This is a genomic window from Bradyrhizobium sp. 6(2017) (assembly GCF_011058295.2).
In the GTDB taxonomy this organism is placed as follows: domain Bacteria; phylum Pseudomonadota; class Alphaproteobacteria; order Rhizobiales; family Xanthobacteraceae; genus Bradyrhizobium; species Bradyrhizobium septentrionale.
In genome coordinates this window covers 4,410,413-4,430,045 of sequence record NZ_CP049289.2, presented here as the reverse complement: position 1 = coordinate 4,430,045, position 19,633 = coordinate 4,410,413, and the positions used below count along the sequence as shown (strand labels likewise).

The window sequence follows — 19,633 nt, the reverse complement described above, 5'->3', positions numbered from 1 at the left end:
TCGACGTCGTGGGTCGCATGATGGCTCTCGTCGGCGCAGACGAGGCCCCGAGGGTGGAATTTGCTCAATCGGGCAACTTCAGTCTCGCAAGCTCCGGAAGTCATTCGATCGCTTTCTCCGACGAGGTCGGATGTGACCCTCGCGCGCCCCACATCCGACGATCGCATCCCAACGACCGCGCAGCGAATGCAAAATGCTTGAGACGAATGAGCATTTTTTCTGGCAAATGCGGCATTCAACGTCTCAGGCGAATGAGTACGGTGACATCCATGGAGTTGCTCACCCCGAGCCCTCCCCAAAAGGAGTGTCACCATGTCCCGCACCTCGATCCTGAATCGCTCAGTACGCGCAACGGCCGTCGCTGTTGTCCTTTCCGCCTTGCTCTCACCGGCAAACGCAGCCGACCGGGAAGATGCCCTCGCCGTCTTCCCCGATGTGTCGACGAGCGCGGCAGCAGCTCGCACCCCGATCCTGTTGACCTCGCGCATGCCCTGGCTCGCTCCGGTCGGTCATCGGCAACCTAACCAGGCCGACGTTCCCCAGCACGAAGCGGTCTCGGCATGGGAGCAGCAGCAACAGCAGTTCGACCAGGAATTGGACCGTAAGCTGATCATCTGCAAGGGATGTTGACCCGCTGCGCGGCGGTCATTCCCAAGCGGAATAAGCTCTAGTCGGACGTGCCCGCTACCTCGAACGGCGGCCTCCTTTAGCTTTCTGCACGTGACTTCCACGAAACGGACGGCACCGCCGTCCTCCACGCAGACACCAAAGGAGACCGACGTGTCGCTTCAAGCCAAGCTCGATGCTTTCAAAGCCGATTTCGAGGCCGGAAAGCCGCCCTACAGCGTTCCTCGTCCCGTCATCGAGACGATGCACCGCGCCACCGCAGAACTGATTGAATCCGGCGCGGCCAAGCGCGCCAAGAAGGCGGGCGACCTCGCTCCGACCTTCTCGCTCAAGGATCCGGAGGGCAACGTCGTGAGCTCGGCCGACCTGCTGAAGCGCGGCCCGCTGGTGCTCAGCTTCTACCGCGGCGTCTGGTGTCCCTACTGCAACATGGAGCTGCAGGCGCTCGAAGCCGCCAAGCCGGAGTTCGACAAGTACGGCGCTTCGCTCGTTGCGATCTCGCCGCAGACCGCTCCGAACAGCCGGAAGTCGGTGCACCAGAACAAGCTGTCCTTTCCGATCCTGTCGGACGTGAAGGGCAAGGTCGGCGCCGCGTTCGGCCTGCGCTTCGACCTGCCCGACTATCTGGTCGAGCTCTACAAGCAGCTCAAGAACGATCTGCCGACGTTCAACGACGACCCGAGTTGGACGCTGCCGATGCCGGCCCGCTACGTCGTCGGACAGGACGGCGTCATCCTCTATTCCGAAGTGAACCCCGACTACAACCGCCGGCCGGAGCCTGAAGACATGATCCCGGTCCTCCAGCGGGCGGCGGCCGTCAAAGTGTGACGGCACATGAGACGGCCGGTGGGGCGCAATGACCACCGGCCGCTGTCTCTCAACTCAAAGGAACATACCTATGTCCAAGCTGTTCACGCCGACCCTGATCGGCCCCTACCGTCTATCCCATCGCGTCGCCATGGCGCCACTGACGCGGATGCGCTCCAATCCCGGCGACATCCCGAGCGAGCTGATGGTCGAATACTACAAGCAGCGCGCCACGAGGGGCGGCCTGATCATCTCCGAAGCGTCGCCGGTCTCGATCCGCGGCAACGGTTATGCCGGCGCTCCCGGCATCTACTCGGACACCCAGATCGCAGGATGGCAGCGCGTCACCGACACGGTCCACGCGAGGGGCGGCCGCATCTTCCAGCAGTTGTGGCACGTTGGCCGGCAATCGCATGTCGACCTGCAGCCGAATGGAGACGCGCCGGTCGCGCCCTCCGCCATCGCGGCCGAGGGCTACGCATACTCCAAGCGCGGCGAGGTCCCGTTCTCGATGCCGCGCGCGCTCGCATTGCATGAGATCTCTGGCATCATCGAAGAGTTTCGGCTGGGCGCCGAGCGGTCGCTGCGGGCGGGCTTCGACGGCGTCGAAATCCATGGCGCGAACGGCTACCTGCCCGACCAGTTCCTGCAAGACGGAACGAACAAGAGGACGGACGAGTACGGCGGCCCGATCGAAAACCGCGCCCGGTTCATGCTGGAGGTGACCAAGGCCGCCATCTCGGTCTGGGGAGCCGATCGCGTCGGCGTCCGCATCGCGCCGAGCGGCACCTACGGATCCATGTCAGACAGCGATCCGGCGGCGACCTTCGGCTACGTGACGAAGGAGCTTGACCGCCTGGGCATCGCCTATCTTCACGTGGTCGAGCCGCGCATCAAGGGCACCGAGGAGATCTCGCACGGCCGAGCGCCGATCGCGTCTCAGCATCTGCGGCCGAAGTTCTCGCGGACTTTGATCGCGGCCGGCGGCTTCACTCCGGCTTCGGCGGAAGCCATCGTCACCTTCGGCGACGCCGATCTGGTCGCGTTCGGGCGCCACTTCATCTCGAACCCGGATCTGCCGGAGCGGATCCGGCAGAGCTTGCCTCTCGCCCACTACGATCGCTCGACGTTCTACGGCGGTGACGCGCGCGGCTACACGGACTACCCGACCGCGAAAGCGGCGGCCTGAACGCAACTCGCTTCATCAGCCGCGTAACAGGGCCAGCGAGGGCACGTCGCCGCCCCTCGCTGGCCCTCGTTCGTGGGCGCATCAGTCCGCGGCGACCTTCGCGGAATCAGCGTCCGTATGCGCCGCGGGCTTTGCGAATATGTCCCGACCCGACGGTTCCAGCATCTTGCGCCACTGCGCCGGCGTAGCGCCCATGTGACTCTTGAAGGCGCGTTGGAAGGCGGCTTCTGATTGGTACCCCACAGCCTCCGCTACGGCACCCGTCGAAAGAGACGAGCTCCTCAGCTCGTTCGCCGCGAGCGTCATCCGGATGTCAGCCAGAAGATCGGAGGCCGATCGCCCCAGCTTCTCCTGGAATTGGCGGGCGAGCGTGGCACGCGACATGTTGCACAGGTGCGCCAGGTCGGGCAGCGACCATGCGCGCGCTGGCTCGTTGAACATTGCGGCCACCGCCGGCGCCAGGCGCGGATGCCCGGCCAGCGCCAGAAGACCGCGCGGCGCATCTTCGGTCTCGCTGGCGAGCCGCAGCACCAGCGCGAACATCGCGGTCGACAGCGCATTCAGCATCGCGCGACCGCCGAGGCGATCGTCCGCCGACTCGCCGCGCAACAGGGCAACCAGGCCCGCGAGCTGCGTGGCGTTCTCTCCTTCGTCCTGACCGCGGGCATGCACGACCAACCGGGGTGGCAGATAACTGCGCAGCAGGCGATCGTGCGGGGGCGCGATCGCGAAGTGCCCGCAGAGCAGATCCAATCGGTCTCCCCTGCCGGCGTTCTCGCTGATGACGAGATTGAGCTCCGCGCGATTGCGCGCCGGCTTCGGCCGGCTCCCGCTCCCGTCGTGCATGACGTGTCGCGGATTGCCCGGCAGCAGGAGGATGTCTCCAGTCTCCAGCCGCAGCGGCTTGCCGCCGGCCGGATCTTCCAAAACGGCCGAGCCACCGACGACCGCATGATAGGGGATCTCGTTCGCCTTGCCCGGCCCCTGATCGATCCGCCAAGGCGCGCCATAGGAGCAGCGAAGATCCAGCCTCCCGCGCACCGGCATCATCTCGAACACCCTGCTCAGCCAGTCCATGGCCACCTCCTGAACGGACTAAATGTGAGACGTTGAAGCATATACTCGAGCCTGAGCGACATTCAAAGTCTCATCCACTGATCATACTGTCACTCCGCAATCGTTCACCACCCAACAAAGGAGTGCCACCATGTCCCGTCTTTCTGTTCCGAACCTCGAAACCGACGCCGGTCCGTCCGGCCAGGTCTATGCCCAGATCAAGAAGGCCATCGGCAGCGTGCCGAAGACTTTTGCGGCCATCGCTGCCCATGGCCCCGCTGCGCTCAAGTCCGTCCTCGCCGCAGATACGGTGCTCGCGTCCGGCTCGCTCAGCAAGCGCGACCAGGAAACCATCAAACTGATCATTAGCGGTGTTGCCGGCTGCGATTACTGTGTGGCCGCGCACAGCCTGCTCGGCAAGCTCGCGGGATTGAAGCCCGACGAACTGAAGAACATCCGCGACGGCAAGCCCACAGGCGACGCCAAGCGCGATGCGCTCGCCCGCTTCGTCCGCAAGCTCGCGCAGTCCAGCGGCACCGTCAGCGACGAGGAGTTCGCGGCGATCAAGGCCGCTGGCTACAGCGACGCCCAGCTCGTCGAGATCAGCCTGGCCTTCGCGACCACCGTCTTCACCAACGTTTTCAACCGCATCAACGACACCGAGATCGACTTCCCCGCCGTCGCGTGAAGCGATCGAGCGATCCGTCAGATCTCAAACATGAAAGGATCACGACCATGACTACGCTTTCCATTACTGCTCAAAACCCGATCGTCCGTGCGCTGCATAGATCCGGCCTGTTGGCGGAGGACCTCGACTACCACGTCGTCCGGGCCTCGATGGTGATCATGTTCGCCTTCTTCGGTTACCAGAAGTGGTTTCCGTACGAATTCGAACGACTGGTCCCGTTCATCAGCAACGGGCCGCTGATCTGGTGGCTCTATCCGGTCTTCGGCCATGCCGGCGCCAGCTACTTCCTGGGCGCATCGGAGTGGACGTTCGGGACCCTGCTGCTCGCAGGCTTCTGGGACAAGCGGCTCGGCGTTCTTGGCGCACTGGGCTCGACAGGCACTTTCATCGCAACCGTTACCATCATTCCTTTCATGCCGGAGGGCTGGGACGTCGCTGCGGGAGGCTTCCCTGCGATGACCGGTAACGTGCCCTTCCTGATGAAGGACGTCGTCCTGCTCGCCGTCTCGTTCTACCTGCTGAGGCAGGACGTGGTTCGCCTGACGCGGCAATAAGGGTGGCACCCTGCTGATGGCGAGGCATCGCCGGCGAGAGCCCCACCTCGCCGGCGATTGTGCGTTCCAAAAATGCCGAAGAAGTGCTGCGGAAAATTCTGCGGCAATTAAACTGTTTGTGCCCGACGGTCTGATGCACCTGGCGAGCCAAGGCGCAAACAGAAAACGACGAGGATACGAGCGATCGGCCATGTGAGGCATGTCCGCTTTGCGCCGCCACAAGCGGCCCTCGCGCCAAGTCATATTCTGGACCCTTCTGAGACGAGCGGCTCCAGCCGAATGTCCGCCTTTGCCGCCAAAACCTGGCGGTGCTCGAAGCTGAGCTTTGGACGCCCCGCCCCTCTGCACGATCAAGTACGCTGCAATGCTCCGTTAGCGAAAACGCGTTGGATTACCGGCCTCAGCCGGGATAAGCCGGCTCACTACTTCGGTCGGCGTCCTCAATGCGAAAGGAAGCGAGAACAACTCCACCAGACTACGCAAAACTGCGCGATAGCAGCCGGCCACACTACTCCCACTCAATCGTCCCCGGCGGCTTCGACGTCACGTCGTACACCACGCGGTTGACGCCCTTCACCTCGTTGATGATGCGCGTCGCGGTCTCGGCCAGGAATTTCATGTCGAACTGGTAGAAGTCGGCGGTCATGCCGTCGGTCGAGGTGACGGCGCGCAGGCCCACGACGTATTCGTAGGTGCGGCCGTCGCCCATCACGCCGACGGTCTTGACCGGCAAGAGCACCGCGAAGGCCTGCCAGATCGCGTCGTATAGGCCGTGCTTGCGGATCTGGTCGATATAGACGGCATCCGCGTTGCGCAGGATGTCGAGCTTTTCTTTTGTGATGTCGCCGGGGCAGCGGATCGCGAGGCCGGGGCCCGGGAACGGGTGACGGCCGACGAACACTTCGGGCAGGCCGAGCTCGCGGCCGAGCACGCGCACCTCGTCCTTGAACAGCTCGCGCAAGGGTTCGACCAGCTTCATGTTCATGCGATCAGGCAGGCCGCCGACATTGTGGTGCGACTTGATGGTGACGGACGGCCCGCCGGTAAAGGAGACGCTCTCGATCACGTCGGGGTAGAGCGTGCCCTGCGCCAGGAACTCGGCGCCGCCGATCTTTTTCGCCTCCGCCTCGAACACGTCGATGAACAGACGCCCGATGGTCTTGCGCTTCACTTCGGGATCGGTGACGCCACCGAGCTCGCCCAAGAACTCTTTCGACGCGTCCACATGGACCAGCGGGATGTTGTAGTGGTTGCGGAACAGATCGACGACCGTCTTCGCCTCGTCGAGCCGCAGCAGGCCGTGATCGACGAACACGCAGGTCAGCTGGTCGCCGATCGCCTCGTGGATCAAGACCGCGGCAACGGCGGAATCGACGCCGCCGGACAGGCCGCAGATCACCTTGCCCGAGCCTACCTGGGCGCGGATCTTCTCGATCGCCTCCTCGCGGAAGGCGCGCATGGTCCAGTCGCCGGTGAGACCCGCGACCTTGCGGACGAAGTTGCGCAACAGCTTGGCGCCGTCGGGCGTGTGCACCACCTCGGGATGGAACATCAGCCCGTAATACTTCCGCGTCTCGTCCTGGATGATCGCGAACGGCGCGTTCGGCGAGACGCCGGCCACGGAGAAGCCGGGCGGCATCCTGGTGATGCGATCGCCATGGCTCATCCACACCTGATGCTTTTCGCCGTGGGCCCAGACGCCGTCGAACAGGCAGCTGTCGGTCTTGACCTCGACATCGGCGCGGCCGAATTCGCGGTGGTGCCCGCCCTCGACCTCGCCGCCGAGCTGGGCGGCCAGGGTCATCTGGCCGTAGCAGATGCCGAGCACGGGAACGCCTGATTCGAAGATCAGCTGCGGGGCGCGCGGCGAGCCGGTCTCGTGCACGGACTCAGGGCCGCCGGAGAGGATCACCGCCTTCGGCTTCATCACCTTGAAGGCTGCCTCCGCCTTCTGGAACGGCACGATCTCGGAATAGACCCCCATCTCGCGGACGCGGCGGGCGATCAGTTGCGTCACCTGACTGCCGAAATCGACAATCAGAATCTTGTCATGCGCCGAGGCCACGGTGGGCGTCGACGAGGGCTGAGTTTTCGGTGCGGCTGTCATGGCAAGCAGATACGCGACACCGCCCGCCCCCGCAACCGCGCTGCGCGGGGCGCCCACATTCTTCTTTGGGCATGGACAAATTGATATATGTCAGTATCGTTGACCTAATTTGGCCAGAACGAATGTCGGAGGAAACCCATGCCAGATTTCCATGACCCGTCCCGCCTCACAGCGCTCGGCCACGACTGGATCGCCGCCTGGAACGCGCGCGATCTCGAGCGCGTACTTTCGATGTATGCCGAGGATACCGAGATGACCTCGGACCGGATCCCGGCGCTCGGCTTCGGCGCGTCAGGCACAGTGCGCGGCAAGACGCAACTGCGCGCCTATTGGAGCGCGGCGCTGGCAAAACTGCCCGAGCTGCATTTCGAGCTGATCGACCTCTATGTCTCGCCGGACAGCGTCGTGGTGTTCTACCAGAACGAACGCGGCAGCAAGATTTGCGAGTATCTGCGGTGTGACGCCGACGGCAAGATCACGCAAGGCTCCGCGAACCATTTGGTGCATTGAGGCGAAAATCATAGGGTGGGTTAGCCGACCGCGTCCGCCATAGCTCAACGAGCGAAGGCGGAAGGCGTAACCCACCATTCTCTCCGCGGTGAGCAAAGTCGGTGGGTTACGCTACGCTAACCCACCCTACGCAGCGGCGATCAGGACGCGCACCATGAAAATCCCGACCCTGCCCTTCACCGTCACCGACTGGAGCCAGCTTGAGCCGTCGGTGCATCCCGGCGAGACCGGGCAAGCGCTGTGGCGCACGCTCAACATCGGCGATCTGCGGGTGCGGATGGTGGAATATTCGCCGGGCTATCTCGCCGATCACTGGTGCGACCGCGGCCATGTGCTCTACGTCGTCATGGGCGAGCTCGACACCGAGCTGCGCGACGGCCGCAAGTTCACGCTGAAGCCGGGCATGAGCTACCAGGTCTCCGATTTCGGCGACGCCGCGCACCGCTCGTCGACGGCGACCGGCGCGACGCTGTTCATCGTGGATTGAACCGATGTCATCCGTCACCCCCGCGCAAAGGCTTCGCCTTTGTCGCTGGAGGAGCGCGTAGCGCGTCTCGAAGGGTCGACGGCCTCGCTCTTTCCCCATCCTTCGAGGCTCGCTCCGCTCGCACCTCCAGCGACAACGGCTTCGCCGTTGCGCGGGGATGACGCCAGCGTTTGGGGAGACGACGGTAAACTAGCCACAGCAAAGCGCTCACCGCCTCCGCGCCGCAACCTTCCTCACCCTGGTGTCCGCCCAGCTCAGCGGCTTGCCCGCCTTCGACGGCAGCACGAGTTGCCCGACCGCCTGCCCGGCCTGATCCAGCAGCACCGAATGCGGCTCGCCGCGCGCGTAGAGATGCGCCTCCCCCCATTGTCGTAAGGAGACCACGATCGGAAACAGATCGTGCCCCCGCTTGGTCAGCATATATTCCTGATAGGCGCTGCCGTCGGAGGCCGCGACCTGTTCGAGCACGCCGGTTTCAACCAGCTTGCGCAGCCGCGCCGTCAGCATGCCCTTGGCGATGCCGAGATTCTTCTGGAAGTCGCCGAACCGGCGCAACCCGTCGAACGCATCGCGGACGATCAACAGCGACCACCAGTCGCCGATCGCGTCCAGCGCGCGCGCCACCGGGCATTCCGCTTTTGCGAGTTCGGTCCGCTTCATCGCGCTCAGCCTCTCCTCGCTCACGATTTCGAACTGGTCTTAAAATAGGACTAGACAGCGTCCAGCGCAACTGGTCTTATTATAAGACCAGATTGCGAACTGCAGCGGAGGCATGATGACGAACAGGACCATGGCGGAGGCCCGACCGGCCCAGGAAGCCGCGAACGAGGCCGGCAACGCGACAACAGGCCCGCTGTCGCCTGCGATCGTCCTGCTGTTTGCCGTCGCCTGCGGGCTGAGCGTCGCCAACATCTACTCCGCGCAACCGCTGCTCGACACCATAGCGCAGGATCTCGGCATTACCCCCGCCGCGATCGGCATCGTCGTGACGCTGACCCAGATCGGCCTCGCCCTCGGTCTGATGCTGATCGTGCCGCTCGGCGACCTCTGGGACCGCCGGCGGCTGATCGTCGGACAGGTGATGCTGTCCGCGGTCGCCCTCATTGTCGTCGGCATGGCGCCGAACGCCATCGTGCTGTTCGTCGGCATGGCACTGGTCGGGCTGCTCGCCGTCGTCATCCAGGTGATCGTCGCCTACGCCGCGACGCTCGCAACGCCGGCCGAACGCGGCCAGACCATCGGGACCATCCAGAGCGGCGTCGTCTCCGGCATTCTGCTCGCCCGCTTCGCGTCCGGCGCGCTGGCCGACATCGGCGGATGGCGTCTGGTCTACCTGACTTCGGCGGTGCTGATGCTGGTGATGGCGGCGCTGCTCGCGCGCGCGCTGCCGCAACGGCAGCCGCAGCCGCTCGCCGGATCGTCCTATGCAAAACTGCTGCACTCGACCGCAGCCCTGGTGGTCCAGGAGCCGGTGCTGCGTGAACGCGCGGTGTTCGCGCTGTTGATCTTCGCAAGCTTCAGCGCGTTCTGGAGTTCGGTCGTGCTGCCGCTCGCTTCTCCCCCGCTGTCGCTGTCGCACACCACGATCGGCATGCTCGGCATTGCCGGGCTCGCCGGCGCGCTCGCGGCGCGCAATTCGGGCCGCCTCGCCGATCGCGGCTGGGCGCAGCGCACCACCGGATTGTCGCTGATGCTGATGCTCGCCGGCTGGATCCCGATCGCCTGCCTTCACAGCTCGCTATGGCTGGTGCTCGCCGGCGTGGTCATGATCGATTTCGCGGTGCAGGCGGTGCATGTCACCAACCAGAGCCTGATCGTGGCGACGCGCCCCGACGCCTCGAGCCGCCTGATCGGCGCCTACATGGTGTTCTATTCGATCGGCTCAGGCCTCGGCGCGATCGGCTCGACGATGGCCTACGCGATGGCTGGCTGGCTCGGGGTCTGCGTGCTGGGCGCTGCGATCAGCGCCTGCGCGCTGCTGTACTGGGTCGTCGTGGTGAGCAGAACGCCGGTGCCGGCGGGCGTGTGTTCCGAGGCATAGGCTGTTCAACCCGTCATTGCGAGCGCAGCGAAGCAATCCATCCCGCCGCATATGCGGAACGATGGATTGCTTCGTCGCTTACGCTCCTCGCAATGACGGCGGAGGAAGCGTCACGCCTTCGTCAGCACCGAGACGAAAAATCCGTCCGTGCCGGTGCGGCGTGGCGTCATCAGCCAGCCCTCGGCCGATTGCAGCGCGGCTTCTGCGAAAGCCTCGGCCTTGTCCCACAGCACCGAGGCGGTCTGCTCCGGCGGCTGCACCGAGAACTCCGGATGCCGCGCCATGAAGGCCCTGACCTGCTCGCCGTTCTCCTCTGATAACACCGAGCAGGTGATGTAGGCGATGCGGCCGCCCGGCTTCACCAGCGGCGCGGCGCGCTCCAGCACCTCGGCCTGGTCCTTCAGCCGCACCTCGAGCGCGCCCGGGCGCATGCGCCATTTGGCGTCGGGATTGCGGCGCCAGGTGCCGGTGCCGGTGCAGGGCGCGTCGATCAGCACGAGGTCGGCGGACGCCTTGATATCGGACAGCACCTCTTCCTCGCCGCGCGGCGTGCGGACGTCGCAATTGTGCACGCCGGCGCGCGACAGCCGCTCATGGATCGGCACGAGCTGGCGCTTGTCACTGTCGGTCGCGATCAGCCGGCCCTTGCCTTGCATCATCGCGGCGAGTGCCAGCGTCTTGCCACCGGCGCCGGCGCAGAGATCGATCACCTGCTCGCCGGGCTTGGCGGCCGAGAGTAGCGCCGCGAGCTGCGAGCCCTCGTCCTGCACCTCGATCGCGCCCTTGATGAAATCCTCCTCGGCATGGATGCCGGGATTGCGCGCATCGGCGCCGAGCTCGATGCGCAGGCCGAGCGGCGACCACGGCGTTTCCTTCGCGCCCAAATGATGCAATCGCGGCAGGATCTTCTCGCGCTTGCCCTTCAGCGTGTTGACCCGCAGATCGAGCGGCGCGCGGCTCGCCATCGCGGTCGCTTCCGCGGCGCGGTCGTCGCCGAACACCTTCGCCAGATAGGGATCGAGCCATTCCGGATAATCGCCCGCGACCGGCGCCGGCGCATCCTTCAGCGAGCGCGAGGTCAGCGCGGCCTCCTCGGACCCCGTCAGCGTATCAGGCGCAAAGCGGCCGCCGTCGCACAGCGCAGCGATCGTGGCGACATCCATGCCGCGTTCGAGCTTGAGCATGCCGATCACCCGCGCGCGGGCGCTGTCATCCTCCATCAGCCAGGCCGCGGAGGATTGCCGGCGCAGCACGTCCCAGATCAGGCCGGAGATCGCGGCGCGATCGCCGGAGCCGGCATAGCGGTGCGCGGTGCCCCATTCCTTCAGCGCTTTCGCCGCGGGAATGCGCTGTGCGTCGATGGTGGCGATCAGCTCGATCGCGGCGGAAAGCCGGGCAGCGGGGGTCATTGGTCTCTTTCGGTTGGGCGCGTCAGATCAGCAGCAGCAGTTTGAGCGCGAAATACAGCCACATCGCCGCCAGCACCAGCACGCCGGCGAACCAGGCGAGCGAGCGCGGCCGCACGTCGTTGGAGGTGACGAACACCCCGGCATGGGCAAAGCGCGTGACCACGAACACCCAGGACATCAGCACGATGAACAGATCGGCACGCCGTAGCGGCAGCGCAATGGCGATCAGGACATAGAACAGCACCGGGAGCTCGAACTGGTTGGCAAAGCAATTGCCGAACTTGGTGGCGCCGGCCGGCCAGTTCGGCTCGCGCAGCGCGATGTCCTTGATCCGGGTCTCGCCGCTCGTCAGCGCCCTGGTGCGCGTCGTCGCCATCGCGAACAGGAGTGCGAAGGTGAGCCCAATCTGGATGAAGACTGGTAGCAGAACCATTTGAACCGACATCAGAATCTCCCTCAGCGCCCGGCCGTCCTCTTAGCTGCCAACCCCGCCCGGCGCAATCAAGCAGCTGTGGAGCCCGTTGAACCATCATCCGAGCCTGGATGACCAACTCTCAGGAGTTACGACGGTTTCAGCCCCTCATGGATGACGCGATGAGCATCATCGCCCGGATTTTCGACGGCGCGGCCCAGGCGGCCCAAGCGACCGAAACTCTCGGCGATATCACCACGCCCCTGCTGCAGGCGATCGATTCCCCCACCGGCTGGTTCGACGACGCAGCCGATGGCGGGCTCGGCATGGTGATGTCGGGGCTTGCCGGCGTCGCCGCGGCGCTGCTAGTCGCAATCCTGCTCTCGATCTATTTCCGCAGCGGCTATCGCTCGACGCGCGACATGGTCAGGCATGGGCTCGCCGCGGCGCTGGTGCTGACCCTGATCGGCGTTGCGGTCTACGATGTCAGGCGCGATGCGCTCGCTTATTTCGGCCTCACCGCGGCACCACCAGTCACCGGGACCAATCTGCCCGACACCGGATTGCTCGGACGCGGCGTCAGTCCACCTGCCCCGCCACCGCCCTCGATCAAGCAGCTGGCGATCTAGGGTGCAGCCTACGACGCTGGCTCCCTTCGCAGCGCGCTTACCGCGGCTCTGATCATCGCGATGTTTTCGACCGCGGCGTCGCTGTCGCGAGGCTGACGCCACGCGCTCTGAAGTGCAATGACCACCTGCTCGGTCGGATTGACGTAGATGAACTGGCCGAAGGCGCCATTCGCCGCAAAGGCACCGTTGTTGACGCCGCCCTGCAAGGGCGGCACCGCCCACCAGTGATAGCCGTATCCCGCCGGTGAACCGGGCATGAGCCGGCCGAAGCCAGTGGGCGCGCTGTCGGTCTGTCCGGCGAGATCGCGCCAGCCGGGCGGCAGCACCCGTCGGCCACTGAACGCTTCGCCATCCTCCAGCACCAGCTGGCCGAAGCGGCCGAAGTCGCGCAGGCGCGCACTGACGCCAAACCCGGCGAGTTCCATGCCTCCTTCAGACTCAAGTTGCCAATACCCGTCGGCCTCCATGCCGGCAGGTCCCCAGATCTTCTCAGCGCAGTAGTCGGCCAGGGGCCAGCCCGTAGCGGCCACAACCAGCGCGCCGATCAGGCAGCTCTCGCCGGTCGAATAGTTGAAGACGACGCCCTGCGGATGAGCACGCGGCAGTTTGCATAGCAGGCCCAGGACGGACCCTGGCCGCCGGCTCACCATGGCCTTGCCGAGGCGATAGTCCTCTGAGCGTCCGTCTGCATCGTTTTCCTCGCGCCAGGCCACACCGGAGCACATCCGCAGGAGATTACGAATCGTGACGCCCTCGTAGGCCGAGCCGCGCATCCGCGGCAGGTATTGCTCGCAGCGTCAAGGCTCCCGATCGCGCCATCGTGGAGCGCAGCCCCGACGAGCGTCGCGGTGATCGACTTCGCGGTCGACATGCTGGCCCACCGGCTCTCCGGGCCGTTGCCCATGCCGTAGCGCTCCAGCGCAATCTCGCCGCGCTTCAGGATCAGCAGCCCGGCCGTGCGGCGGCGGGCCATGTAGTCGCTGAGGCCGACGCGCACCCCGCCCACCTCGAACGTCAGGTCCGCGAGCGAACGGGCGTGCGGTGGCAGTGGCCGCACCGCGTCGCCGCGCCGGATGACGCGATGCGGCCAGACCTGGTCCTGGTTGCGGAAGGTCGGCGCCTGGTTTTCCGGTGTTGTGTTCGTGATATCCGGAGCCACCCGCGCCGGATCGATGTCATCAGCGGCATTCGTCGGTGTAGGATCGGCCATGAATACCCCCTCGTTCGTTGAGACGACGCCAAATCGCCCGGGAACGGCGCGTTTGCAAAGCAAATCAACTTGGTTTGACGTGGTCTGGTCCCGCTGGCATGCTGACGGCCGACCGTAGCCGAGACATAGCCCCGTCAGGGGATGTGCGAATGTCCGCTCAGGGTCACGAACGACAAAACTCAAAGTGAGCATAACGCGTCCGCTTTCGGGCGCATCGCGACCAAAGCGTGTTGCGACGCGCTATGACAAGCCGCCGCCAACTACCTTGCCTTCGTTCAACTCGCATCGATCAGGCCATGGCTGCGCGCCAATGAGTCCGCGTCCTAGCTCCCGCGGCCGGCCCGCGCCAAATTATCGAACAAGTCTTCAGACAAGACATCAAACAGAGCATCGAATAAGTCATTGAAATCGTCATCGTTCCGACTTCCGCGCCGGCTTATGATTGGTGCGAAAGGATCGATGCATGCCCCAATTTCGCCTGACACAGATCTCCGACACCCATCTCGCGCGCCGCCACAAACTGCTCATCGACAACTTTCATCGGGTCAGTGAGCACATCGACGCGACGCGTCCCGACCTCGTGCTCAACTCCGGCGACGTCTCGTTCGACGGGCCTAACGGCCGCGACGATCTGGTGTTCGCCAAACAACTGCACACCGCGCTGCCGGTCGACTGCCTCTATCTGCCCGGCAATCACGACATCGGCGACAACCCGACCGCGGTCGCCGCGGTGCCGGCGCAACTGCCGACCGAAGCGACCTGCGACGCCTTCGCCTCGGTGGTCGGCGAGGACCGCTGGCATTTCGACGCCGCCGGCTGGTGCTTCATCGGCCTCAACTCGCTGATCATGAACACCGGCCTCGACCGCGAGTCCGAGCAGTTCGACTGGCTCGCCACAGCACTCGACAAGGCCGTCGGCAAGCCGGTCGCGCTGTTCATACACAAGCCGCTCTATCTCGACGTGCCCTACGATGCCGAGCGCGAGGCGACCTCGTTCCGCTACGTGCCGCAACCGGCGCGGCGGCGCCTGATCGAGATGTTCGGCAAGGTCGATTGGCGCCTGGTCGGCAGCGGCCATGTGCACCAACGCCGCGACTACACTTTCGAGCACGTCAGACATGTCTGGGCGCCCTCGGTCGGCTTCACCGTCCCCGACGCCAAGCAGGAGTGGATCGGCACCAAGGAAGTTGGTTTCGTCGAGTACCGTTTCCAGCCCGACAGTTTCGAGGTCCGCCACGTCAGGGCGAAAGGCCAGGTCGATGTCGATCTCGACATGCTGCTCGGCAAGCAGCCGGCGGCGTAAGCGGCCTCAGCTCCGTGCCGCGTCGTGCAGGTCCTGCTTGATGACGGTGAGCAGGGCCTGCAGCGAGTCCTTGCTCGGCTGCGGTGCGGCCTGCACCACGCGCCGGGCGCGCGTCAGCGGCGGCATCTGGCGCCGCTGCGGCTCGGCGTCCTCCTCCTGCTCCACGAACTTTCCATGCAAGACGTCGTCGCGCCGACCCATGACGAACATCGTCGCCCAATAGCCGACGGCGAGGAGAATGACCCCCGAAACAATAAGCTCAAAAACCATGGCTACACTCTGAAATATAGCCAAATTGATTCAACTGCTCCGGTTCCCCCGTCAAGCAAATGGGGGCCAAAAAGCCCCCAAAAGCCCGCCATTGTGGCGTTTTTGATACTTTGTTGCGCGGAATGGGAGGTGGAAGGCCCTATCCAGCCCGACCCGGACAAGCAACCGCCGTCACCTCTCCCTTGGGAGAGGCGTAGGCCGCCTTCGGCGGCCGCTCTTGAAGGGAACGCCGAAGCAAAGCTTCGGCTATAGCGAAGCGCCGGGTGAGGATTGACGGTCTCTCGTTGAGCTGCGGCCCCTCACCCCGATTTGCTGCGCAAATCGACCTCTCCCCGTCGGGGAGAGGTGAATCGAATCCTGGGAAGCTTCACGCCTTGTCCGGCCCGACCCGGACCAGCTGCTTGCCGAAATTGGCGCCCTTGAGCAGGCCCATGAAGGCCTCCGGCGCGCTGTCCAGGCCCTCGGTCACGAACTCCTTGTACTTGACCTTGCCCTCGCGGACCCATTGCGACATGTCGCGGAGGAAATCGCCGTGCATGGCGGCGAAGTCGCTGACGATGAAGCCGCGGAAGGTCAGCCGCTTGGTCAGGATGTTGCGCATCATCGCGCCGGCCCATTTCGGTGCGTGAGCCTCGGTGTCGTTGTAGTGCGCGATCAGGCCGCACACCGGGATGCGCGCGAACGCGTTGAGGAGCGGAAACACCGCGTCGAACACCGCGCCGCCGACATTCTCGAAATAGACGTCGATGCCCTTCGGGCAGGCCTCTTTCAGCTTGGCCGCAAGGTTGGGATCGCGGTGATCGAGGCACTCGTCGAAGCCGAGTTCGTTCTTGACGTAGGCGCATTTGTCCTTGCCGCCCGCGATGCCGATCGCACGCGCGCCCTTGATCCTGGCGATCTGCCCGACCGCGGAGCCGACGGCGCCGGACGCGGCCGCAACCACCACGGTCTCGCCCGCCTGCGGCTTGCCGATCTCGAGCAGGCCGGTATAGGCGGTCATGCCGGGCATGCCGAGCACACCGACCGCGGTCGAGATCGGCGCGATCTTCGGATCGATCTTGGCGAGGCCCTTGCCGTCGGACAGCACATGCGTCTGCCAGCCCGCGCGCGAAAGCACGATGTCGCCCGTGGCAAAGCCGGGATTGTTCGAGGCGACGACTTCGCTGACGGTGCCGCCTTCCATCACGCCGCCGACCGGCACCGGTGCGGCATAGGACGGACCGTCGGCCATGCGGCCGCGCATATAGGGATCGAGCGACAGCCAGATGGTGCGCAGCAGCACCTCACCTGCGCCCGGCACCGGCGGCGTATAGTCCTCGAGCCTGAAATTGGCCGGCGTGGGCTCGCCATGCGGGCGCGAGGCAAGAACGATGCGCTTTCCTTGGGACATGCTGATTTCCTCTTGAGGTGATTGGTTCGTGGCGGACACGTAGTCACGCAATCCAGCTCCCCGCAAGGGAGACGGATCTGCTCTTTCGCGCGCACTTGTTTGAAATTCTGTTTGAAATGACAGTCGTCATTTCGAGACGATGCGCCCGCCCGGCATCGTCATTCGTGGTGGAGGAGATTTGGGGGCATTGGAACCTTACGGCTGCCTGACACTTAGACTCTCCGTTCCGGGCAGGAACCGAAAAGGGGAAATGCATGGGACAACTCCGACACCGCGTAAAGCACGACCTTTCACTCGAAGAGAGACTGACGATCGAAGCCGAAGAGTTGCGAGCGCGGGCCGGCAACATGCCGCACGGTGTCGAGCGCGAAGCCCTGATCCGAAGGGCGCGGCAGCGCGAAGCCGCAGCACACATGACAGACTGGTTGACCTAACCTGGATTGCAGTCACCGACCTGATGCCGGATGCCAAACTCGAAAGCGGAAGAATATCGACTCCAAGCCGAAGAAGCCGAGGCAAAGGCAGCGAGCGTGCGCGACTCTGCCGCCCGAGAGATTTACCTCGAGCTGGCTCGCCATCTGCGGGAGATGGCAAAGCAAGCCGAACAAGGTGGATGGTGAGGCCGCCTCAGTTGACGGCATCCCCTTTTTGGCGTTTGCGCAATCATGCTGCGCAATTGCGTATCTGCGGTGTGGTCCTTCGGACCATCCCGGAATGACGAACGAGCTACTTACACCCCGCCCGGATAGTTCGGGGCTTCGCGCGTGATCGTCACGTCGTGGACGTGGCTCTCGCGCAGGCCCGCACCGGTGATGCGGACGAACTCGGCCTTGTCGTGGAAGTCGGCGATGTTGCGGGCACCGACATAGCCCATCGCGGCGCGCAGGCCGCCGGCGAGCTGATGCATGACATTGCCGACCGGGCCCTTGTAAGGCACCTGGCCCTCGATGCCCTCGGGCACGAGCTTCAGCGTGTCCTTGATATCCTGCTGGAAGTAGCGGTCGGCCGAGCCGCGCGCCATCGCGCCGACCGAGCCCATGCCACGATAGGCCTTGTAGGAGCGGCCCTGCCACAGGAAGACTTCGCCGGGCGTCTCGTCGGTGCCGGCGAGCAGCGAGCCGACCATCGCGATGTCGGCGCCGGCGGCGAGCGCCTTGGCGAGGTCGCCGGAATATTTGATGCCGCCATCGGCGATGACGGGAATGTCGGCCTTCTTCGCCGCCGCGACCGCATCCATGATCGCGGTGAGCTGCGGCACGCCGACGCCGGCGACGATGCGCGTGGTGCAAATCGAGCCCGGGCCGATGCCGACCTTGATGCAGTCGGCGCCGGCATCGATCAGGGCCTGCGCGCCGCCTTCGGTGGCGACGTTGCCGGCCACGACCTGCACCGCATTGGAGAGCCGCTTGATGCGGTTGACGGCGTTGAGCACATGCCGGGAGTGGCCATGCGCGGTATCGACCACGACGACGTCGACGCCGGCATCGATCAGCCGCTCGGTGCGCTCATATCCGGTCTCGCCGACCGTGGTCGCGGCGGCGACACGGAGCCGGCCCTGCGCGTCCTTGCAGGCGAGCGGATGGGCGACCGCCTTTTCCATGTCCTTGACGGTGATCAGGCCGACGCAGCGATATTGATCGTCGACGACGACGAGCTTCTCGATGCGGTGCTGATGAAGCATCCGCTTCGCCTCGTCCTGGCTGACGCCCTCGCGCACCGTGACGAGATTTTCGTGCGTCATCAGCTCCGAAACCTTCTGCCGCGGATCGGTTGCGAAGCGCACGTCGCGGTTGGTCAGGATGCCGACCAGCTTGCCCGGCACGTTCTTAGCCGCACCGGTTACGACCGGGATGCCGGAGATGCCGTGATCCTTCATCAGCGAGAGCGCATCCGACAGCGTGGCGTCGGGACCGATGGTGAGCGGATTGACCACCATGCCGGATTCGAATTTCTTCACCTGCCGCACCTGGGCGGCCTGGCCTTCGGGATCGAAATTGCGATGGATGACGCCGAGGCCGCCGGCCTGCGCCATCGCGATCGCCATGCGCGCCTCGGTGACGGTGTCCATTGCGGACGCCATGATCGGGATGTTGAGCTGGATCGCGCGGGTGACGCGCGAACGAATGTCGGCCTCCGAGGGAAGGATGTCCGACAGGCCGGGCTTCAGAAGCACATCGTCGAACGTGTAGGCTTCGCGGATAGCCTGAAATCCCGTGGCCATTGCCAACTCCTTATCTGCGGCGTCCGCCGCGATGGTCTTACGGATGAACGCCGTCTGCGGCGACGCTTGCTGCGTCACCGTCGAATCGGAGCCCATCGATGGGGTTGACGCGGGTCGATAGCATGGCGGGATGACGAATCAAAGCGTTTGCCAGCCATGCACAGGCCTTTTTAAGGGCCCGGTAGCCCTACGGGGCCCGAAAGCCCGGCGGCGGCCCGTGCCGGCGGATCGCCTCGACCATCTCGCGGTGGCGGCGGTCCTCCCGCTTCATATGCACCGCGATCACGGCATGGGCCGACGGCACCAGCAGCAAGACGTGGAAAAACAGCCCGAAAACCGCACAAAATACGATCAGGACCAGGTTGAAGACGGCCGAAAACGGCTGTCCGTTCAGGAGCAGCCCGATCGGCGGCAGCAGAGCGGCAAGGACGTAGATCACGGCACACACCTCAGAAGCGTTTTCGAGCGAAGTGGCTTCCGGTTCGCGTGAAGAAAACGCGTCAAAACAAGAAACCAGAGCCCCTTTCCGATCCTATCCGAGCGGAAAGGGACTCGAGCGCTGGCGGATGCATACCAGCGTCACGCAGGATCTAGGACGTTTGGCCGGTTCCGCAATAGCGTGGCCGGGGGCAGGACGATACGGCCCCCTCGCCCGCCTTTTCGAGAATTCCGTCAAATGCGGCATCTAAACTTGGGCGAGTCTCGACTTGGCCCGTTAGCTGA

The 19,633-nt window shown here is 64.8% G+C and carries 22 protein-coding genes and 1 pseudogene; 12 read left to right on the top strand and 11 right to left on the bottom strand.

The window, feature by feature from the left end:
* Nucleotides 1-312 precede the first annotated feature (312 nt).
* The 3 genes from G6P99_RS20485 to G6P99_RS20475 all read left to right on the top strand — a co-directional run bounded on the left by G6P99_RS20485 (nucleotide 313) and on the right by G6P99_RS20475 (nucleotide 2,623).
* The gene (locus G6P99_RS20485; RefSeq protein ID WP_165123270.1) at nucleotides 313-630 is read left to right on the top strand and encodes a hypothetical protein; all 318 of its coding nucleotides are present in this window, start codon (nucleotides 313-315) and stop codon (nucleotides 628-630) included.
* Between the two features lie 150 nt (nucleotides 631-780).
* Entirely contained in the window at nucleotides 781-1,455 is a 675-nt protein-coding gene (locus tag G6P99_RS20480; RefSeq protein ID WP_165123268.1) for a peroxiredoxin-like family protein, read from the top strand.
* A gap of 70 nt (nucleotides 1,456-1,525) precedes the next feature.
* Complete coding sequence (locus G6P99_RS20475; protein ID WP_165123266.1) at nucleotides 1,526-2,623, top strand: alkene reductase; 1,098 nt, start codon at nucleotides 1,526-1,528, stop codon at nucleotides 2,621-2,623.
* 81 nt (nucleotides 2,624-2,704) lie between these two features.
* Here the strand turns inward: G6P99_RS20475 and G6P99_RS20470 are convergent, their stop codons facing one another.
* Complete coding sequence (locus G6P99_RS20470; RefSeq protein ID WP_165123264.1) at nucleotides 2,705-3,700, bottom strand: AraC family transcriptional regulator; 996 nt, start codon at nucleotides 3,698-3,700, stop codon at nucleotides 2,705-2,707.
* 130 nt (nucleotides 3,701-3,830) lie between these two features.
* Here G6P99_RS20470 and G6P99_RS20465 point away from each other — a divergent pair, with 130 nt between their 5' ends.
* Both G6P99_RS20465 and G6P99_RS20460 read left to right on the top strand, forming a co-directional pair.
* Nucleotides 3,831-4,367, top strand: a complete 537-nt coding sequence (locus G6P99_RS20465; RefSeq protein WP_165123262.1) for a carboxymuconolactone decarboxylase family protein — start codon at nucleotides 3,831-3,833, stop codon at nucleotides 4,365-4,367.
* A 47-nt stretch (nucleotides 4,368-4,414) separates the two neighbouring features.
* Nucleotides 4,415-4,921 (top strand): YkgB family protein, encoded by a 507-nt coding sequence (locus tag G6P99_RS20460; RefSeq protein ID WP_165123260.1) that lies wholly within the window; start codon nucleotides 4,415-4,417, stop codon nucleotides 4,919-4,921.
* 508 nt (nucleotides 4,922-5,429) lie between these two features.
* Here the strand turns inward: G6P99_RS20460 and guaA are convergent.
* Nucleotides 5,430-7,028, bottom strand: a complete 1,599-nt coding sequence (gene guaA / locus G6P99_RS20455) for a glutamine-hydrolyzing GMP synthase (RefSeq protein WP_029078710.1) — start codon at nucleotides 7,026-7,028, stop codon at nucleotides 5,430-5,432.
* A gap of 138 nt (nucleotides 7,029-7,166) precedes the next feature.
* On the opposite strand from guaA, the gene G6P99_RS20450 reads away from it, so the two are divergent.
* Nucleotides 7,167-7,538, top strand: coding sequence for a nuclear transport factor 2 family protein (locus tag G6P99_RS20450; protein WP_029078709.1), 372 nt, complete (start codon nucleotides 7,167-7,169; stop codon nucleotides 7,536-7,538).
* A gap of 154 nt (nucleotides 7,539-7,692) precedes the next feature.
* Nucleotides 7,693-8,025, top strand: a complete 333-nt coding sequence (locus tag G6P99_RS20445; protein WP_029078708.1) for a DHCW motif cupin fold protein — start codon at nucleotides 7,693-7,695, stop codon at nucleotides 8,023-8,025.
* Nucleotides 8,026-8,232: 207 nt separating this feature from the next.
* Here the strand turns inward: G6P99_RS20445 and G6P99_RS20440 are convergent, their stop codons facing one another.
* A complete protein-coding gene (locus G6P99_RS20440) occupies nucleotides 8,233-8,685 on the bottom strand; it encodes a winged helix-turn-helix transcriptional regulator (protein ID WP_029078707.1) in 453 nt (150 codons plus the stop codon).
* 115 nt (nucleotides 8,686-8,800) lie between these two features.
* Between G6P99_RS20440 and G6P99_RS20435 the strand changes: the two genes are divergently transcribed.
* A complete protein-coding gene (locus tag G6P99_RS20435) occupies nucleotides 8,801-10,066 on the top strand; it encodes an MFS transporter (RefSeq protein ID WP_029078706.1) in 1,266 nt (421 codons plus the stop codon).
* A 110-nt stretch (nucleotides 10,067-10,176) separates the two neighbouring features.
* Here G6P99_RS20435 and G6P99_RS20430 read toward each other — a convergent pair whose 3' ends face one another.
* Both G6P99_RS20430 and G6P99_RS20425 read right to left on the bottom strand, forming a co-directional pair.
* A complete protein-coding gene (locus G6P99_RS20430; RefSeq protein ID WP_029078705.1) occupies nucleotides 10,177-11,475 on the bottom strand; it encodes an RsmB/NOP family class I SAM-dependent RNA methyltransferase in 1,299 nt (432 codons plus the stop codon).
* A gap of 22 nt (nucleotides 11,476-11,497) precedes the next feature.
* On the bottom strand, nucleotides 11,498-11,920 hold the full coding sequence (locus G6P99_RS20425; RefSeq protein ID WP_029078704.1) for an MAPEG family protein: 423 nt from the start codon (nucleotides 11,918-11,920) through the stop codon (nucleotides 11,498-11,500).
* 149 nt (nucleotides 11,921-12,069) lie between these two features.
* Between G6P99_RS20425 and G6P99_RS20420 the strand changes: the two genes are divergently transcribed.
* A complete protein-coding gene (locus G6P99_RS20420; RefSeq protein ID WP_156928389.1) occupies nucleotides 12,070-12,516 on the top strand; it encodes a hypothetical protein in 447 nt (148 codons plus the stop codon).
* Nucleotides 12,517-12,524: 8 nt separating this feature from the next.
* Here the strand turns inward: G6P99_RS20420 and G6P99_RS20415 are convergent, their stop codons facing one another.
* Nucleotides 12,525-13,247 (bottom strand): serine hydrolase domain-containing protein, encoded by a 723-nt coding sequence (locus G6P99_RS20415; RefSeq protein WP_256434756.1) that lies wholly within the window; start codon nucleotides 13,245-13,247, stop codon nucleotides 12,525-12,527.
* Nucleotides 13,160-13,726: a serine hydrolase gene (locus tag G6P99_RS20410; protein ID WP_165123256.1), complete on the bottom strand. Its 567-nt coding sequence runs from the start codon at nucleotides 13,724-13,726 to the stop codon at nucleotides 13,160-13,162. The genes G6P99_RS20415 and G6P99_RS20410 overlap by 88 nt, the downstream gene beginning before the upstream one ends.
* A gap of 226 nt (nucleotides 13,727-13,952) precedes the next feature.
* On the opposite strand from G6P99_RS20410, the pseudogene G6P99_RS47700 reads away from it, so the two are divergent.
* Both G6P99_RS47700 and G6P99_RS20405 read left to right on the top strand, forming a co-directional pair.
* Nucleotides 13,953-14,053 (top strand): annotated as a pseudogene (locus G6P99_RS47700) (IS5/IS1182 family transposase); the annotation flags it as partial.
* A 136-nt stretch (nucleotides 14,054-14,189) separates the two neighbouring features.
* Nucleotides 14,190-15,029: a metallophosphoesterase family protein gene (locus G6P99_RS20405; protein ID WP_029078703.1), complete on the top strand. Its 840-nt coding sequence runs from the start codon at nucleotides 14,190-14,192 to the stop codon at nucleotides 15,027-15,029.
* A gap of 6 nt (nucleotides 15,030-15,035) precedes the next feature.
* On the opposite strand, the gene G6P99_RS20400 is transcribed toward G6P99_RS20405, so the two are convergent.
* Together G6P99_RS20400 and G6P99_RS20395 are read right to left on the bottom strand one after the other, a co-directional pair.
* Nucleotides 15,036-15,299: a hypothetical protein gene (locus G6P99_RS20400; protein WP_165123254.1), complete on the bottom strand. Its 264-nt coding sequence runs from the start codon at nucleotides 15,297-15,299 to the stop codon at nucleotides 15,036-15,038.
* A 367-nt stretch (nucleotides 15,300-15,666) separates the two neighbouring features.
* On the bottom strand, nucleotides 15,667-16,689 hold the full coding sequence (locus G6P99_RS20395) for an NADP-dependent oxidoreductase (RefSeq protein WP_165123252.1): 1,023 nt from the start codon (nucleotides 16,687-16,689) through the stop codon (nucleotides 15,667-15,669).
* Between the two features lie 254 nt (nucleotides 16,690-16,943).
* On the opposite strand from G6P99_RS20395, the gene G6P99_RS20390 reads away from it, so the two are divergent.
* A complete protein-coding gene (locus G6P99_RS20390; protein ID WP_165123250.1) occupies nucleotides 16,944-17,123 on the top strand; it encodes a hypothetical protein in 180 nt (59 codons plus the stop codon).
* A 296-nt stretch (nucleotides 17,124-17,419) separates the two neighbouring features.
* Here G6P99_RS20390 and guaB read toward each other — a convergent pair whose 3' ends face one another.
* Together guaB and G6P99_RS20380 are read right to left on the bottom strand one after the other, a co-directional pair.
* Nucleotides 17,420-18,910 (bottom strand): IMP dehydrogenase, encoded by a 1,491-nt coding sequence (gene guaB / locus G6P99_RS20385; protein WP_029078700.1) that lies wholly within the window; start codon nucleotides 18,908-18,910, stop codon nucleotides 17,420-17,422.
* A 187-nt stretch (nucleotides 18,911-19,097) separates the two neighbouring features.
* Nucleotides 19,098-19,349, bottom strand: coding sequence for a hypothetical protein (locus G6P99_RS20380; protein ID WP_029078699.1), 252 nt, complete (start codon nucleotides 19,347-19,349; stop codon nucleotides 19,098-19,100).
* Nucleotides 19,350-19,633 lie beyond the last annotated feature (284 nt).

Bases quoted from the DNA above. Each gene is read 5' to 3' on its own strand.
- G6P99_RS20485 (WP_165123270.1), top strand. From the start codon at position 313: ATGTCCCGCACCTCGATCCTGAATCGCTCAGTACGCGCAACGGCCGTC.
- G6P99_RS20475 (WP_165123266.1), top strand. From the start codon at position 1,526: ATGTCCAAGCTGTTCACGCCGACCCTGATCGGCCCCTACCGTCTATCC.
- G6P99_RS20470 (WP_165123264.1), bottom strand. From the start codon at position 3,700: ATGGACTGGCTGAGCAGGGTGTTCGAGATGATGCCGGTGCGCGGGAGG.
- G6P99_RS20465 (WP_165123262.1), top strand. From the start codon at position 3,831: ATGTCCCGTCTTTCTGTTCCGAACCTCGAAACCGACGCCGGTCCGTCC.
- G6P99_RS20460 (WP_165123260.1), top strand. From the start codon at position 4,415: ATGACTACGCTTTCCATTACTGCTCAAAACCCGATCGTCCGTGCGCTG.
- guaA (WP_029078710.1), bottom strand. From the start codon at position 7,028: ATGACAGCCGCACCGAAAACTCAGCCCTCGTCGACGCCCACCGTGGCC.
- G6P99_RS20450 (WP_029078709.1), top strand. From the start codon at position 7,167: ATGCCAGATTTCCATGACCCGTCCCGCCTCACAGCGCTCGGCCACGAC.
- G6P99_RS20445 (WP_029078708.1), top strand. From the start codon at position 7,693: ATGAAAATCCCGACCCTGCCCTTCACCGTCACCGACTGGAGCCAGCTT.
- G6P99_RS20440 (WP_029078707.1), bottom strand. From the start codon at position 8,685: ATGAAGCGGACCGAACTCGCAAAAGCGGAATGCCCGGTGGCGCGCGCG.
- G6P99_RS20435 (WP_029078706.1), top strand. From the start codon at position 8,801: ATGACGAACAGGACCATGGCGGAGGCCCGACCGGCCCAGGAAGCCGCG.
- G6P99_RS20430 (WP_029078705.1), bottom strand. From the start codon at position 11,475: ATGACCCCCGCTGCCCGGCTTTCCGCCGCGATCGAGCTGATCGCCACC.
- G6P99_RS20425 (WP_029078704.1), bottom strand. From the start codon at position 11,920: ATGTCGGTTCAAATGGTTCTGCTACCAGTCTTCATCCAGATTGGGCTC.
- G6P99_RS20420 (WP_156928389.1), top strand. From the start codon at position 12,070: ATGAGCATCATCGCCCGGATTTTCGACGGCGCGGCCCAGGCGGCCCAA.
- G6P99_RS20410 (WP_165123256.1), bottom strand. From the start codon at position 13,726: ATGGCCGATCCTACACCGACGAATGCCGCTGATGACATCGATCCGGCG.
- G6P99_RS20405 (WP_029078703.1), top strand. From the start codon at position 14,190: ATGCCCCAATTTCGCCTGACACAGATCTCCGACACCCATCTCGCGCGC.
- G6P99_RS20400 (WP_165123254.1), bottom strand. From the start codon at position 15,299: ATGGTTTTTGAGCTTATTGTTTCGGGGGTCATTCTCCTCGCCGTCGGC.
- G6P99_RS20395 (WP_165123252.1), bottom strand. From the start codon at position 16,689: ATGTCCCAAGGAAAGCGCATCGTTCTTGCCTCGCGCCCGCATGGCGAG.
- G6P99_RS20390 (WP_165123250.1), top strand. From the start codon at position 16,944: ATGGGACAACTCCGACACCGCGTAAAGCACGACCTTTCACTCGAAGAG.
- guaB (WP_029078700.1), bottom strand. From the start codon at position 18,910: ATGGCCACGGGATTTCAGGCTATCCGCGAAGCCTACACGTTCGACGAT.